This is a genomic window from Nocardia sp. CA-136227 (assembly GCF_050955695.1).
Lineage (GTDB): Bacteria > Actinomycetota > Actinomycetes > Mycobacteriales > Mycobacteriaceae > Nocardia.
The window spans coordinates 4,639,069-4,652,642 of sequence record NZ_CP192081.1 but is presented as its reverse complement, the minus strand read 5'-3'; the positions used below and the strand labels follow the sequence as shown (position 1 = coordinate 4,652,642).

The 13,574-nt window shown below is 68.0% G+C and carries 14 protein-coding genes; 13 read left to right on the top strand and 1 reads right to left on the bottom strand.

Going from position 1 to position 13,574, the window contains the following annotated elements:
* Positions 1-88: 88 nt before the first annotated feature.
* Positions 89-2,038 (top strand): GMC family oxidoreductase, encoded by a 1,950-nt coding sequence (locus tag ACQP06_RS21410; protein ID WP_433666273.1) that lies wholly within the window; start codon positions 89-91, stop codon positions 2,036-2,038.
* A 45-nt stretch (positions 2,039-2,083) separates the two neighbouring features.
* Here the strand turns inward: ACQP06_RS21410 and ACQP06_RS21405 are convergent, their stop codons facing one another.
* Complete coding sequence (locus tag ACQP06_RS21405) at positions 2,084-2,689, bottom strand: TetR family transcriptional regulator (protein WP_433666272.1); 606 nt, start codon at positions 2,687-2,689, stop codon at positions 2,084-2,086.
* Positions 2,690-2,797: 108 nt separating this feature from the next.
* On the opposite strand from ACQP06_RS21405, the gene ACQP06_RS21400 reads away from it, so the two are divergent.
* The 12 genes from ACQP06_RS21400 to ACQP06_RS21345 all read left to right on the top strand — a co-directional run bounded on the left by ACQP06_RS21400 (position 2,798) and on the right by ACQP06_RS21345 (position 13,560).
* Positions 2,798-4,024 carry an alkane 1-monooxygenase gene (locus ACQP06_RS21400; RefSeq protein ID WP_433666271.1) on the top strand — a complete coding sequence of 409 codons (1,227 nt, stop codon included), beginning with the start codon at positions 2,798-2,800 and terminating at the stop codon, positions 4,022-4,024.
* On the top strand, positions 4,024-4,203 hold the full coding sequence (locus ACQP06_RS21395; RefSeq protein ID WP_357278151.1) for a rubredoxin: 180 nt from the start codon (positions 4,024-4,026) through the stop codon (positions 4,201-4,203). Before ACQP06_RS21400 ends, ACQP06_RS21395 begins: the two co-directional genes overlap by 1 nt.
* A gap of 1 nt (position 4,204) precedes the next feature.
* Complete coding sequence (locus tag ACQP06_RS21390; RefSeq protein ID WP_357084824.1) at positions 4,205-4,390, top strand: rubredoxin; 186 nt, start codon at positions 4,205-4,207, stop codon at positions 4,388-4,390.
* A complete protein-coding gene (locus ACQP06_RS21385; protein WP_433666270.1) occupies positions 4,387-5,637 on the top strand; it encodes an NAD(P)/FAD-dependent oxidoreductase in 1,251 nt (416 codons plus the stop codon). The genes ACQP06_RS21390 and ACQP06_RS21385 overlap by 4 nt, the downstream gene beginning before the upstream one ends.
* A gap of 368 nt (positions 5,638-6,005) precedes the next feature.
* Positions 6,006-6,767 carry an MlaE family ABC transporter permease gene (locus ACQP06_RS21380; protein WP_433673396.1) on the top strand — a complete coding sequence of 254 codons (762 nt, stop codon included), beginning with the start codon at positions 6,006-6,008 and terminating at the stop codon, positions 6,765-6,767.
* A complete protein-coding gene (locus ACQP06_RS21375) occupies positions 6,767-7,636 on the top strand; it encodes an MlaE family ABC transporter permease (RefSeq protein WP_379273091.1) in 870 nt (289 codons plus the stop codon). Before ACQP06_RS21380 ends, ACQP06_RS21375 begins: the two co-directional genes overlap by 1 nt.
* A gap of 3 nt (positions 7,637-7,639) precedes the next feature.
* Positions 7,640-8,668 carry an MlaD family protein gene (locus ACQP06_RS21370; protein WP_433666269.1) on the top strand — a complete coding sequence of 343 codons (1,029 nt, stop codon included), beginning with the start codon at positions 7,640-7,642 and terminating at the stop codon, positions 8,666-8,668.
* Positions 8,665-9,672, top strand: a complete 1,008-nt coding sequence (locus ACQP06_RS21365) for an MCE family protein (protein ID WP_433666268.1) — start codon at positions 8,665-8,667, stop codon at positions 9,670-9,672. The genes ACQP06_RS21370 and ACQP06_RS21365 overlap by 4 nt, the downstream gene beginning before the upstream one ends.
* Positions 9,672-10,682 carry an MCE family protein gene (locus ACQP06_RS21360; protein WP_433666267.1) on the top strand — a complete coding sequence of 337 codons (1,011 nt, stop codon included), beginning with the start codon at positions 9,672-9,674 and terminating at the stop codon, positions 10,680-10,682. The genes ACQP06_RS21365 and ACQP06_RS21360 overlap by 1 nt, the downstream gene beginning before the upstream one ends.
* Complete coding sequence (locus ACQP06_RS21355) at positions 10,683-11,603, top strand: MCE family protein (protein WP_433666266.1); 921 nt, start codon at positions 10,683-10,685, stop codon at positions 11,601-11,603.
* Entirely contained in the window at positions 11,600-12,610 is a 1,011-nt protein-coding gene (locus ACQP06_RS21350) for an MlaD family protein (RefSeq protein ID WP_433666265.1), read from the top strand. The genes ACQP06_RS21355 and ACQP06_RS21350 overlap by 4 nt, the downstream gene beginning before the upstream one ends.
* Complete coding sequence (locus ACQP06_RS21345) at positions 12,610-13,560, top strand: MlaD family protein (RefSeq protein ID WP_433666264.1); 951 nt, start codon at positions 12,610-12,612, stop codon at positions 13,558-13,560. Before ACQP06_RS21350 ends, ACQP06_RS21345 begins: the two co-directional genes overlap by 1 nt.
* Positions 13,561-13,574 lie beyond the last annotated feature (14 nt).

The window sequence follows — 13,574 nt, the reverse complement described above, 5'->3', positions numbered from 1 at the left end:
AGAGTAGGTGGATGCGGGCGGTCGGCATGTGAGGGCGGTGTGCCGCAATTGCCGGGACAGGGGCGGGTGGGTAGCGCATGATGGCGGTATGGGTTCAGATGCGGCGCGGCGGGCCGTACTCGAGATGGTTTGTGACACTTTCGCGCCGGGGGACGGGGGTGAGGTGGCGGCGGCTTCCGCGTTGGGGGTCGTCGACACGGTCACCGAGTTGCTCGGACGCAATCCTCGGGAGGCGGAGCGGCGGCAGTTCGAACTGCTCATGCGCGTGTGGGATTCGCGGGTGTTCGGGGCGCTCAACGGGGCGGGGTGGCGCAAGTTCTCGCGGCTCGGCGCCGAGGAACGGGAGCGAATGCTGCTCGGGATGGCCAACTCCCGGATCGAGCAGAAGCGGGCGCTGTTCCAGGCGTTGAAGGGGGCGGCGGTCACCTCCTACTACCTGACGCCGGGGCCGACCGGGGTGAATCCGATGTGGGAGAAGATGGGCTTCCCGCCCGCGTTCGGCCCGGTGGAGGGTGCGAAACGCGGGCTCAGCCCGGAGCGGCCGGACTCCGACACGACCGTCGTGTGCGATGTGGTCGTGATCGGGTCGGGCGCGGGCGGTGGCACGGCCGCGGCGGTCCTGGCCCAGGCGGGCCTGGATGTCGTTGTGCTGGAACGCGGCGACTACCTCGACGACCCGGACTTCGGGATCGGCGAGAAGGAAGGGTTCCTGAAGCTGTACGCGCCGGGCCCGGCCGCCACCGCCGAAGGTCAGCTGAGCCTGGTGGCGGGCAGCGCGCTGGGCGGCGGCACGGTGGTCAACTGGACCACCTCCTTCCGCACCCCGGACGACGTGCGCGCGGAATGGGCCGGGCTGGGTGCGAGCCAGTTCGCCGAGCAGGAGTACACCGACGCCCTCGACGCGGTGGTGTCCCGGCTCGGGGTGAACCTCGACCATTCGCCCGCCTCGCGCCGCGACGAGATCCTCGAACGCGGCCTGCGCAAGCTGGACTGGCACGTCGAGCCGCTGCCCCGCAACGTCCGTGACTGCGATGCCGGAATCGAATGCGGGCGTTGCGGTTTCGGCTGCCGCATCGGAGCCAAGCAGTCGGCGGTCAAGACCTGGCTGGCGGACGCGGCCGCGGCGGGCGCACGCCTGTTCGTCGGCACCGACGTGCGGCGCATCGAGGTCAGCAATGGCACCGCGACCGGCGTGGAAGCCGTGACGGCGGACGGGCATTCGGTGTGGGTGCGCGCCCGCGCGGTGGTGGTCGCGGCCGGGGCGATCCAGACCCCCGCCCTGCTGCGCCGCTCCGGCCTGACGAATCGTGCCATCGGCGACTATCTCCGGCTGCATCCGGCCACCGCGGTGTTCGGCGTCTTCGACGAGGAGATCCGCCCGTGGGAGGGCGGCCTGCAGACCCGCTACTCCAAACAGGACCGCGACCTGGACGGCAAGGGCTACGGCGTCATCTACGAGACCGGGCCCATGACCCCGGGCATGTCGGTGGGCTTCCAGGCCTGGACGGGCGCGGCCGCGCATCGCGACCGCATGCTGAAACTGGCCGATACGGTGGCCGTCGGCGTCATCACCCGCGACCGCGACCACGGCTCGGTCGAGACCGACAAGCAGGGCGAGGCCGTGGTGCGCTACCGGCTCTCGGCCCGCGACGCCGCCCACATGCACACCGGAATCGTCAATGCCGCAAGCATTCTGGAGGCGGCGGGCGCGCAGCGGATCTCCTCCGGACACCAGGCGGGCGTCGGCTACGCGCCGGGCGTCGAGGGCAGCCACGAGGACTTCGCCGCCCGGGCGGCCGCCGCCGGGTACGCGCCGGGCCGCTGCTCGATGGGCGCGCTGCACATCATGGGCTCGGCCCGGATGGGCGGTTCCGCCGCGGATTCGGCGACGAATCCCGACGGTGTCACCTGGGATGTGCCGAATATCGTGGTGGCCGACGCCTCCTGCTTCCCGACCTCGTCGGGGGTGAACCCGATGGTCAGCATCGAGGCCATCGCCTACATGAACGCGACCCGCCTGGCGGCGCGGCTCGCGTAGCCCGATTCGGCGGCGCGGCAGGCAGTTTCGCGTGCCGCGCCATCGCTACAGCACCGAGCCGTAGGCCCCGACGATCACCTTGTTGATCTGCCCCACGGCTCGGTCGATCGGCCCGGTCGGCTGGAACAGGTGACTCAGCGCGAGCCGGACCAGCACCTCGGTCATCGAGGTCAGTTCGGCGTCGCTCATCGCCGGCAGTCCGTACTGCGATCGGATGCCCGCCGAGAGTGCGGTGACCGCGCGGCCCAGCACCGGCTCGGTCTCGGTCATCAGCACCGGCAGCAGTGAACTGTCGTTCTCCGATCGTCCGGCCAGCACCGCCTTGATCAGTGTGTTGTCGGCGCCGGTCCGCAGCGTGAACTCGGCCGCCGCGGTCATCCCGGTCGCGACCTCGGTCGGATGCGCGGCCAGGCATTCGGCGATGCCGACCAGGAAGCCGTCGACTTCCTGCTGCACCACCACTTCGGCCAGCTCGTGCTTGTTGGCGAATTCCTTGTAGAGCACCGGACGGCTCACGCCCACCTCTTTGGCGAGCCGCGACATGTTCACCGCGCCCCAGCCCTCGGTGATGACGATGCGCCGGCCCGCTTCGATGATCCGCTCGCGCAGCAACAGCCGCATCTCGGTCTGGAAGTTCGGTGCTTCAACCACGTCCCGATCGTACATGGGCTCAACTTTCGTCTCGTCGTTGACAGACTGGATCACAGTGTATCTAATGAATACAGTTCTTGAGAAAGTGTAAACGCTAGGAGTACGGCAATGACGACGTCTCATTTCAGCGCGGAAGAGGCCACGGCACGCCCGCAGTGGCGTGACCGCAAGCGCTATCTGTGGCTGCTCGGTCTCGTTCCCCCGACGGCCTTGTTCCTGGCGATGGCCTTGGTCTGGGCCTTCAACGAGTTCGGCTGGACCGCGGTCTCGCCGGTGTGGTGGTGGATCGGCCCGCTGATCGTGTACGTGCTGCTGCCGATCCTGGACCGCTTCTTCGGCCCGGACGGGCAGAATCCGCCCGACGAGGTGATGGAGTACCTCGAGAACGACAAGTACTACCGGTACTGCACCTACGCCTACATCCCGTTCCAGCTGCTGAGCCTGACCGTGGCCTGCTACCTGTGGACCGCGAGCGACCTGTCCTGGCTGGGCGTCGACGGCGGTCTGGGCCTGATCTCCAAGCTGGGCCTGGCGCTGAGCATGGGCGTGATGGGTGGCGTCGGCATCAACACCGCGCACGAACTGGGCCACAAGAAGGACGAGCTCGAGCGCTGGCTGTCCAAGATCACGCTGGCCCAGACGTTCTACGGCCACTTCTACATCGAGCACAACCGCGGCCACCACGTCCGCGTCGCCACCCCGGAGGATCCGGCCAGCGCCCGCTTCGCGGAGACCTTCTGGGGCTTCCTGCCGCGCAGTGTGTGGGGCAGCCTGCGCTCGTCGTGGGAGCTGGAGGCCAAGCGCCTGGAGCGGCTCGGCAAGCGTCCGTGGACGCTGCGCAACGACGTGCTCAACGCGTGGCTGATGTCGGTGGTGCTGTTCGGCGTGCTGGCCGCGGTGTTCGGCCCGGCGGTGCTGCCGTGGCTGGTGATCCAGGCGATCTACGGTTTCGCCCTGCTGGAGACGGTGAACTACCTCGAGCACTACGGCCTGATGCGGCAGAAGACCGCCGGCGGCCGCTACGAGCGCTGCACCCCGGAGCACAGCTGGAACTCCGACCACATCGTCACCAATATCTTCCTGTACCACCTGCAGCGGCACAGCGACCATCACGCGAACCCCACCCGCCGCTATCAGATCCTGCGCAGTATGGACGGTGCCCCGAACCTGCCCAGCGGTTACGCGAGCATGATCTCGCTGGCTTACTTCCCGCCACTGTGGCGCAAGGTGATGGATCACCGCGTGCTCGAGCACTATTCGGGTGACATCACCCGCGCCAATGTCCAGCCCCGCAAGCGCGACCGCGTGTTCGCCAAGTACGGGGTGGTGGCGTGATGGCCTCCTACCGCTGCCCGATCTGCGATTACGTCTACGACGAGGCGAAAGGCGCGCCGCGCGAGGGCTTCCCGGCGGGTACCGCCTGGTCCGCCGTCCCGGACGACTGGTGCTGCCCCGACTGCGGGGTGCGCGAAAAGATCGACTTCGAACCCGCTTCCGCTCAGAAGGGACACTGACATGAGCACCGACTTCAAACTCTTCCGCTGCCTGCAGTGCGGCTTCGAATACGACGAGGCGCTGGGCTGGCCCGAGGACGGCATCGAGCCCGGCACCCGCTGGGATGACATCCCCGACGACTGGTCCTGCCCGGATTGCGGTGCGGCCAAGAGCGATTTCGAGATGGTCGAGGTCAGCCGCGCGTGAGCGGGCGCATCGTCATCGTGGGCGCGGGCGTGGCCGGGGCCACCGCCGCGCGCACCCTGCGCACCGAGGGCTACACCGGGGAGATCGTGCTGCTGGGCGCGGAACCCGTGGCGCCCTACCGGCGGCCGATGGTCTCCAAGGAGCTGCTGGCCGGCGCGGTCGAGGACCGGCGGTCGCTATTGCATCCCGTCGACTTCTGGGCGGGCAACGACATCGACCTGCGGGTGGGCGTGCCGGTCGAATCCATCGATCCCGGACCGGGTCTGGTGTGGCTGGCCGACGGGACCGCCATCGGCTACGACTCGCTGCTGCTGACCACCGGCGCCCGGTCGCGGCAGCTGGCGGTGACCGCGGACCGGTCCGTGGCGCCCGACGCCGCGTTCCCGGTGCACACCCTGCGGGGCCGGGCCGAGGCCGAAGCCCTGCGGGCGACGCTCGGGCGGGATCCGTCGCTGCTGATCATCGGGGCCGGGCTCATCGGCTGCGAGGTCGCCGCCACCGCGCGGGGTCTGGGCGCGGAGGTCACGGTGCTCGATGCCGGGACCGCGCCGCTGGAGCGGGTCGCGCCCGCCGTCGTGGGCGACTACATCCGGAAGCTGCACGCGGACAACGGGGTGGCCATCTCGACCGAGGTGCGGCTCTCGCACCTGGCCTACACCGGCAACGACGTGGTCGCCGTGGCGGAGGACGACCGCACCTGGACCGCCGCGGCGGTGCTGGTCGCGATCGGGTCTGTCCCGGACACTCGGCTCGCTGTCACCGGCGGGCTGGCCGTGGACGACGGTATCCGGGTGGACGAGCGGTATCGCACGTCGGCTCCGGGGGTGTTCGCCGCGGGTGACGCGGTGAATCGACTGGATCCGAAATCGGGTGGCTACCGCCGCGAGGAGCATTGGAACAGCGCGCAGGCGCAGGGTGCGGCCGCGGCGCGATCGATGCTCGGATTGCCCGCCCTGACCGCGGAGGTGCCGTGGGGCTGGTCGATGCAGTACGGCCGGAACGTGCAGTTCGCGGGCATGATTCAGGCCGAGGACCAGCTGATCGTGCGGGGGAGCGCGGAGTCCGGTGACGCGACGGTGCTGGCGCTGCGCGACGGCCGTCCGGTCGGTGTGGTGGCGATCGCCCGCCCGGCGGAGTTCCGGGTCGCGCGGGACCTGATCGGCCGGGGAGTGGCGCTGGACGCGGGGGCGTGCGCCGACGAATCCTTGCCGCTGGCCGAGGCGCTCGCACTGTCCGGACAGTCGTGAGGGCAGACGCCCGCAGTTGAGCTAACACCTCGCAATATCTGAAATGCCACCGGGCCAACCGAATGGTCCGGTGGCATTTCGCATTTGCCGACTCATTGCTGAAAAGTGCTGGTAATACGTGCTATTCGCGCGGCGCGTGTATCTTTCTCCGCCTTCGCGACCCCTGTCAAGGCCCTGGTTATTTCGGTGAAGACTGACACGTCAGTCCGAAATCTGTATTACTGTCTCGGTCAGTCGGAACCGGGTCAACAGAGGGACCGGTCGGCATCGGCCAAACAGTAGGGGCTGTGGGGTGGTGAACATTGGTCGAGAAAGTTGCTCGGGGGCCGGAATCGCTATGGCAGGCAGTCGAATTCGTACTCTCGGGGCTGCGCACGTTCGGCCGCACCATTCAGCTGGCGATCGCGGCGTTCCGATTCCTGATCCTCGATATCGTCAAACTTCGCCATCCCTGGCGTGACACTCTCCAGCAGGGCTGGTTCATCGTCAGCGTGACGGCGATTCCCGCTGTGCTGGTGTCGGTTCCGTTCGGCGTGATCGTGGCGGTGCAGGTGGGGAGCCTGACCCAGCAGGTCGGCGCGAGCTCGGTGTCCGGCGCGGCCGGCGGCCTCGGGGTCATCCGGCAGGGCGCGCCGATGGTGACCGCGCTGCTGCTGGGCGGTGCCGCGGGGTCGGCCATCTCCTCGGATCTGGGCGCACGCACCATTCGCGACGAGGTGGACGCCTTGCGCGTCATGGGAATCGACCCCGTGCGGCGGCTGGTCGCCCCGCGGCTGGCAGCCATGATCGCGCTGACGCCGCTGCTGTGCATGCTGATCATCTTCATGGGCGTGTTCACCGGCTACGTGATCGCCGTCGGCTTCCAAGGCGTGACGCCCGGCTCGTACCTGTCGGCGTTCGCGGCCTTCGCCAAGATGAGCGACCTGTGGGTGGCGATCGTGAAGTCGATCATCTTCGGCGTCATCGTGCTCGTCGTGTCGTGCCAGCGCGGGCTGGAGGCCACCGCCGGCCCCAAGGGCGTGGCCAATGCCGTGAACGCGGCGGTGGTGATCGGCGTGATCGCCGCCTTCGGCGTGAATCTGGTGATCACGCAGCTGGTGTCGATGTTCATCCCGACGCAGGTGGGCTGATGACCCAGGTACCGGCGAAGTACACGCCACTCGGAACCGCGGGGCGGGCGATCGGCGCTTCGGCGCAGGCGCCGATGTCCCTGATCGAATCCCTGGGCCACCAAGCGACTTTCGTCTACGAGGTGCTGGCTGCCGTCCCGCACACGCTGCGGGTGTACCGGCGGCAGACCATGCTCATCCTGTCCGACATCACCTGGGGCTCCGGCTCGCTCATCGTCGGCGGCGGCACCGTGGCGGTGCTGGCGTTCCTGGGCATCGCGGTCGGCGGGTCCATCGGCGTGGAGGGTTTCACCGCGCTCAACATGGTCGGGATGGGCCCGCTGACCGGGTTCGTCTCCGCCTACGCCAATACCCGCGAGATGGCGCCCATGGTGGCGGCCATCGGTTTCGCGGCGCAGGCGGGCTGCCGGATGACGGCCGAGATCGGGGCCATGCGCATCTCCGAGGAGATCGACGCGTTGGAGGCCATCGGCATCCGGCCCATGCCCTTCGTGGTGACCACCCGTGTGATCGCGGGCGCGATCACCATCGTGCCGTTGCACCTGCTGACCCTGATCCTGTCGTACCTGTCGTGCGCGACCGTGGTGAACGTCCTGCACGGGCAGTCCTCGGGCACCTACTACCACTATTTCGACGCCTTCCTGCAGCCCGGCGACGTGATCGCCTCGCTGATCAAGGCGACGATCTTCGTGGTCACCATCATTCTCATCCACGGCTACCAGGGCTTCTACGCCTCGGGCGGACCGGAGGGCGTGGGCCGGGCCTCGGGTCGCGCCATTCGCGCCAGCCTGGTGCTGGTGGTCATCCTGGACATGATCCTGACGATCGTGATCTGGGGCCTGGATGTCGGCATCCGGATCTCGGGGTGAAACATGGCCGTCTTCAAGGATCATTCCGGCCGTAGCGCCGGACCGTGGCTTCTGCGATTGCGCGGTCTGGTGGTCGCCGTCGTCCTCGTCACTGTGACGATTGTCGTGAGTTCTTATGCCCGAGGCTCTTTCGCGGATCGGTTCGAGGTCACCGTGGACGCGGCGACCCTCGGCGAGGGGCTGGCGCCGGGCGCGGAGGTGAAGTTCCGCGGGTACGCGATCGGGACGGTCGCGACCGTCGAGACCGTGGGTTACGGGCATCAGCGCATCGGATTGCGGATCGACCGGCGACAGGCCGACGCCCTGACCGACGATGTCACCGCGCGGTTCACCTCGTCGAACGTGTTCGGTTCCAGCGCCATCGAATTGGTGCCCGGCACCGACGGCAAGAAGCTGCGTGAGCACGCGGTGCTCCAGATCGGGGAGGGCGCTACCAACGCCACCGTCGCCGGAGTGTTCCGGCGGGCGGCGCGGTTGACCCAGGTGCTGGATTCGGCGGCCGTGCACCGGCTCTTCGATCTGATGCTCGACAATGCCGCCAGCATGGGCCCGGTGCTGCGGTCGTTCTTCGAGACCGCGCGCACCCTGGCCGACGGCCAGCAGAACAGCCTCGCGCACTACCTGCGCATCGGCGGCGATATGACCGGCGCGTTCCGGGACGTGACGCCCGCGGCCGGGCACGCCATCCTCGCGGTGCTCGAGCAGAGCGCCTACTTCGGGGATCCGGAGAACCGGGCGCGCACCAACCGGGCCACCAATGGCGTGAACGACGCCGTGCTGGTGGGGATCTCGAATCTGCTGCAGCAGAACAATCCGGAGCTGGAGCAGATCCTCGACGGCATTCTCGACGTGGCGGTGCCGATCAGCGTGTCCGTGGGCTCGGTGGCCGCGGCCCACAATCGGGTCCCGAATCTGCTGCGGGCCATGGACGGGGCCTTCCCTGTGGTCGACGGCCGGGTGCAGCTGCAGGTGGAACTGATCGCGAAAACCATGCCGTACCTGGCGGATTCGCTGGGGGGAGGGGCCAAATGAGCGAGGTCACCAGATCTGCTCTCAAGCTGGTCGTGTTCCTGCTGGTCGTGGCCGGGTGCACCACCTTCATCGTGACCGCGCTGCGGACGCCGATTCCCGGCGACAAGGTCACCTATGACGCCGTGTTCACCGATGTGTCGGGCCTGTTCGCCGGAGACTCGGTGCGCATGTCCGGTGTCGCGGTCGGGAAGGTGGAGACGGTGTCGCTGGACGGCAGCCGGGCCCGGGTGCACTTCACCGTGGATCGGGAGCGGCCGGTGTACGACAACACGAAGGTCGCGGTGCGATACCAGAACCTCATCGGCCAGCGGTACGTCGAACTGCTCACCGACGGGCCGGGGCGCACGAAAATCGCCGCCGGGACGACGATCCCGGTCGAGCGCACCATCCCGAGCTTCGACGTATCCAAGCTGTTCAACGGCTTCAAGCCGATGTTCGACACGCTCGATCCCGCGCAGCTCAACCAGCTCGGCACCAACCTGCTGCGCGTCATCCAGGGCGACGGCTCCGGGATCGGGCCGGTGCTGGCGGACGTGGACACGCTCACCAAGCACGCCCGCAACAGCGAGGCCGTGATCGTGCTGCTCATCCGCAATCTGGGCGTGGTCGCGGACGCCATCGGCGGCAAGTCGAAGGCGGTCGGCGACCTGGTGCAGCAGCTCTCGGGCATCCTGCATCAGTTCACCGCCAAGACCCAGGCCATGCTGAGCGCGGTCGACACCGCGAAAACCCTGCTGGCGCCCGTGGTTCCGCTGCTGGAGGAGACCCGCGACGCCTACGACACCGCCTACGGTCCGGTCGACGGCCTGCTCCGGCGACTGGTGCCGCAGACCGACGAACTGACCCAGATCCTCGCTCTCGCACCGCAATTGGTGACCGGGCTGAATCAGACGGTTCCCGGGCAGGGGTTCAAGCCGCGCATCACCTGCTCCCACGGTGAGGCCGCGCTGCCCGCAGTGGCCGGGGTCATCCTGTCCAACCAGAACCTGGTGGTGTGCAACTGATGAGAGCGTTGATCGCCCGGATGGGCGAGCTGATCCGGGACGTGCTCACCGGTCGCGGGGACCAGAACACGCAATTGCGCTGGGGTATCGCCGGGGTCGTGGTGTGTGTCATCGCGCTGGCCGTCGCGGGAGCGGTGTACGTGATCCCGTTCGGGCAGCGCACGTACGTGGCCGACTTCCGGATCTCCGGCGGGGCCCGGCCCGGCGACGAGGTGCGGGTGGCGGGCATCAATGTCGGCAAGATCCGCGCCGTGGACCTGGTCGGGGATCACGTGGAGGTCGCGTTCACCGTGAACCGCGATGTGCGGGTGGGGGACCGGTCGGCGGTGGAGGTCAAGATGCTGACCCCGATCGGCGGCCACTACCTGGCGCTGGCCCCCGCCGGGGACAAGGACCTGGCGTCGAAACACATCCCGCCCGAGCGCACCACCACCCCGTTCGAGCTGAGCGACATTCTCGACAAGGGCACCCCGGTGTTCGGCAAGGTCGACGCCACCACCATGCGCGACACCATCGGGCAGCTGAATTCGGCGCTGGCGCAACAGCCCGACGCGCTGCGCGGGGTGATCGGCAATGCCAACGAGCTCACCGGGATGCTGGCCGAGCGCACCGATCAGCTCAACGGCGCGCTCACCGTCTCCGACGAGTACATCGCCGCCATCGCCGACGACAAGGCGCTGCTGGCGGACTTCGTGAAACAGCTCGGCACGGTCGCCGACCGGCTGGGCAACCGCAAGAACGACATCGTGAGCATGTTCGCCCTGCTCGAGCGATTGCTGATCGTGCTGCACCGGCCGCTCATGGCCTACGACAGCATCGAGCCGTCGGTCACCCAGTTCGAGCAGCTGTTCTCCAAGCTCATGGAGGACCCGAACCGGCTCGACACCGTGATCAACGGGATGCGCGAGGTGATCAACCGGCTCAGCGGGCTGCTGGGCACTCAGGTGCAGATCGCGGACCCGGCCGCCGGCGTCCGGCTGTGCATTCCCTTCGAAGGCAAGGCGTGCTGAATGAACTGGGGCAGAACAGCACTCGCCGCGGGTGTCGCCGTCGTGGTGGTGGCCGCCGGGGCGGTGGGGGTGTCGTGGGCGACGACCGTCCGCGATCCGAAACAGAACGTGTGCGCCGAGTTCACCGACACCGTCGGACTGTACGAAGGCAACAGCGTGACCATGCTCGGCGTCGAGGTCGGCACGGTGTCGAAGATCGAGGCGCTGGGCGACCGCATGCGGGTCACCATGAGCGTCAAGGACTCGGTGAAACTGCCCGCCGATATCGCGGCCGTCACCATGTCGAGTTCCATCGTGACCGACCGGCACGTGGAACTGACCAAGCCGTACACCGGCGGCACGCGATTCGACACCGCGAAGTGCATTCCGCTGGCACGGACCAAGACGCCCATCGGGATCAGCGAGGCGCTCGACGCCATGGGCAAGCTGGCCGGTGACCTGACCGGTGGCGGCGGCACACCGGATTCGCTGCTCGACGACACCCTGACCGCGGCCGACAAGGCCATCGACGGGACCGGGCAGCAGTGGAATCAATTGCTGCAGCGGCTGTCCGCGGTCGTCGGTGACCCCGCGCAGAAGGATGCCGCGTTCCGGCGGCTGGTCGACAATCTGGACCAGCTCACCACCATGTTCGTGACCAACTGGCCGGATATGGCCCAGGTGCTGAACAATCTGCGCAACGGCCTGCAACTGATCGGGCAGTTCTCGGCGGAATTCTCCGGAGCTGTCGATATCGCGGTCGAATTCCTGCCGGTGATCGCGCGCAATGCCGGGAAATACGATCAGCAGATCTACAGCCTGCTGGATGTGGTGTTGCCGCAGGCGCACACCTTCGTGCAGCAGCATCAGGGGGACATCACCTCGCTGCTCACCGCGTTGCCGCCGCTGGCCGCGCAGCTTCCGCAGGCGGGTGCGCGGTGAGGCGGGCGGTCGTCCGGCTGCTGCCGGTGGTCACCGCGGCCGCGCTGGTCCTGACCGGCTGCGGGGTGAAGGCGACCGATATCCCGATTCCCGGCACCTATCCCTCCGGCGACACCTATTCGGTGCGTATCGAATTCGGGTCGGTGCTGAATCTGCCCGACCGCGCCAAGGTGATCTCCGACGGTGTCGAGGTCGGCATGCTCGACCACATCGAGCTGATCGGGACCACCGCGGTGGCGACGGTGAAACTGCACACCGACGCCAAACTGTCGAAATCCACGACGGCGGAACTGCGGCAGTCGACCATTCTCGGCGATATCCATATCGCGCTGGAGGCGCCCAAGAACGCCGGCGGCACGCTGCTCGGCAACGGTGACGTGATTCCGGTGTCGCAGACCATTCCGGCCACCAATGTCGAGGATATTCTGCGAGCGCTGTCGAACATCATCACCGGCGGGCGCTGGTCGGACATCCAGAAGCTGGTGACCGACGTGAATGCCGCGTTCCCGTCGGACCCGGCCGAACTGGACCGGGTCAACCGGGCCGGGCGGGCGGCGCTGCACGATATGGCCACCCACACCGACGAATTGAATCGCATCCTCACCTCGGCGCAGCAGATCACCGCGAAGCTGGAATCCGGTCGCGGGGCGGTGGACCGGATCCTCACGCTCGGGCCGGATCGGGCGGCCGGATTGTCGGATGTGCTGCTGGCCGTGGTGAATCTGATCATCAGCGGCGGCCCGCTCGCCAAGAACGCCGGGGATCTGCTGCTGCCGCACATCGGCGACTTCCGGTCGATCGTGTCGGTGCTCGCGCCGACCGCGGTGACGGCCGGATACGCCGACCTGACGCTGGCGGCGAATCTCGACATCTTCCACACGCTGCTGAAGGAGAAGATCATTCCCTTCCTGAACGCGCCGGATGTGAAGGTGCGCAACGTATCCGCCGCCGACGCGCAGGCCGATCAGCTGATCGGCACGCTGCGCGGGATCGGGATGGTGCCCTGATGAAGCTCTCACTGTCCGGGCCGGTGTCGCTGGTCATGCTGCTGGTGCTGACCTTCGTGTGCGGCAGCTACATGGCCGTCGGCGTGCTGAATCTGGATCCACGCCGCCAGAACAACACCGTCACCGTGCTGCTCGACGGATCGGGCGGGCTGATGAAGACCTCCCAGGTGACGCTGCGCGGGCTGCCCATCGGCAAGGTGCGCGATATCGGGGCGACCGCGCACGGACTGGCGGTCACCCTCGAATACGACGCCAAGTACCGGATTCCGGTGGACAGCGTCGTGCAGATCGCCAACCTGTCCGCGGCGGGGGAGCAGTTCCTCGACTTCCGGCCCACCGGGACCGCCGGGCCGTTCCTGCGCGACGGCAGCGTGGTGCCCAACCGCCAGGTGCGGGTCGCGACCACCGTCGGGGACGCGCTCGCCAAACTGGATGCCCTGACCGCGCAACTGGATCCGGCGAAGCTGCGGAATCTGGCCACCACCGTGGCCGCCGGGTTCGAGGGTCGTGACGCCGAGGTCGCCAACCTCACCACGGCGCTGGTCGGGACCGCGAATCTGTTGCGGGACAAGCGGGAAGCCATCGGGCGGCTGTACTCGAACGTGCAGACCCTCGGCGACAAGTTCGACGGGCGCGCGCCCATGCTGAGCGCGGCCGCCGGGGATCTCACCACCGCGCTGCCCGAACTGCTGCACATCATTGCCGCGTTCCAGAACTACTCCTACATCGGCGAGCACATCTTCGACGATCCGATCGGGCCGCTGGTCATCAAGATCGACGAATACCTGCGCCTGATCGGGCCCGACCTCGGGCAGATCGCCACCGTCCTGAAACCCGCCACCAGCGTGATCAAACCGCTGCGCGTGGACGCCGGATCGATCGTGGACCTGCTGTCCGCGGTGTTCCCCGGCGACGGCGCGGCGCACGTGGGCATCGAGATTCCTCGCTAGAGAGAAGGCAGACC

Coding starts and splice junctions, on each gene's coding strand:
- ACQP06_RS21410 (WP_433666273.1), top strand. CDS start 89: ATGGGTTCAGATGCGGCGCGGCGGGCCGTACTCGAGATGGTTTGTGAC.
- ACQP06_RS21400 (WP_433666271.1), top strand. CDS start 2,798: ATGACGACGTCTCATTTCAGCGCGGAAGAGGCCACGGCACGCCCGCAG.
- ACQP06_RS21395 (WP_357278151.1), top strand. CDS start 4,024: ATGGCCTCCTACCGCTGCCCGATCTGCGATTACGTCTACGACGAGGCG.
- ACQP06_RS21390 (WP_357084824.1), top strand. CDS start 4,205: ATGAGCACCGACTTCAAACTCTTCCGCTGCCTGCAGTGCGGCTTCGAA.
- ACQP06_RS21375 (WP_379273091.1), top strand. CDS start 6,767: ATGACCCAGGTACCGGCGAAGTACACGCCACTCGGAACCGCGGGGCGG.
- ACQP06_RS21370 (WP_433666269.1), top strand. CDS start 7,640: ATGGCCGTCTTCAAGGATCATTCCGGCCGTAGCGCCGGACCGTGGCTT.
- ACQP06_RS21365 (WP_433666268.1), top strand. CDS start 8,665: ATGAGCGAGGTCACCAGATCTGCTCTCAAGCTGGTCGTGTTCCTGCTG.
- ACQP06_RS21360 (WP_433666267.1), top strand. CDS start 9,672: ATGAGAGCGTTGATCGCCCGGATGGGCGAGCTGATCCGGGACGTGCTC.
- ACQP06_RS21355 (WP_433666266.1), top strand. CDS start 10,683: ATGAACTGGGGCAGAACAGCACTCGCCGCGGGTGTCGCCGTCGTGGTG.
- ACQP06_RS21345 (WP_433666264.1), top strand. CDS start 12,610: ATGAAGCTCTCACTGTCCGGGCCGGTGTCGCTGGTCATGCTGCTGGTG.